Source organism: Pseudomonas sp. K5002 (genome assembly GCF_013386655.1).
In the GTDB taxonomy this organism is placed as follows: Bacteria; Pseudomonadota; Gammaproteobacteria; order Pseudomonadales; family Pseudomonadaceae; genus Aquipseudomonas.
In genome coordinates this window covers 1-541 of the sequence record NZ_JACARK010001385.1, presented here as the reverse complement: position 1 = coordinate 541, position 541 = coordinate 1, and the positions used below count along the sequence as shown (strand labels likewise).

Sequence of the window (541 nt, the reverse complement as noted above, 5' to 3'; positions counted from 1 at the left end):
CCGGCGTTGTTCACCAGGCCGTCGATGCGTCCGAAATGTCGCAACACTTCGTTGACGGCTGCGCGGCAGGCGTCCTCATCGCGCAACTCGACACGGATGAAGTGGCTTTGACCGTGCTGCTCAAGCTCGGCCGCGAACGCCGCGGACAACGGTTGATGACCGAAAATCACCGGGATTGCGCCTTCGGCAATCAACCCCAGGGAAATGGCGGCGCCAATCCCCGAGCCGCCGCCGGTGACGATGATCACGCGGTCCTGCAAATGCAGATTCATGGGCAATTTCCTTCAAGGTGATAGACCCGCTGGGCCGTGCCGCCCCAGATGGCCTGCTGTTCATCGGGCGACAGTGGGCCGAGGGTCTGTTGCAGCAATTGGCAGGTGCCCTGGTATTCCCCGGCCAGCAGGCACACCGGCCAGTCCGAACCGAACATCAGGCGCTCGGCGCCGAACAATTCCAGCGCCAGTTCGATGTAGGGGCGCAGGGCTCGGGCGTTGCGTTGCTCGGGCCCGGCTTCGGTGAGCAGGCCCGACAGCTTGCAACT

Annotated in this window: 2 protein-coding genes; both read right to left on the bottom strand. The window is 64.0% G+C overall.

The window, feature by feature from the left end; all coding sequences use genetic code 11:
* Positions 1 to 272 (bottom strand): SDR family NAD(P)-dependent oxidoreductase (locus tag HX846_RS36590; protein ID WP_178967387.1); only part of this gene is annotated, 272 nt, incomplete at its 3' end.
* Positions 269 to 541, bottom strand: a 273-nt coding sequence (locus HX846_RS36585) for an amidohydrolase (protein ID WP_178967386.1), incomplete at its 5' end; no start/stop codon positions are given. The genes HX846_RS36590 and HX846_RS36585, both read right to left, overlap by 4 nt.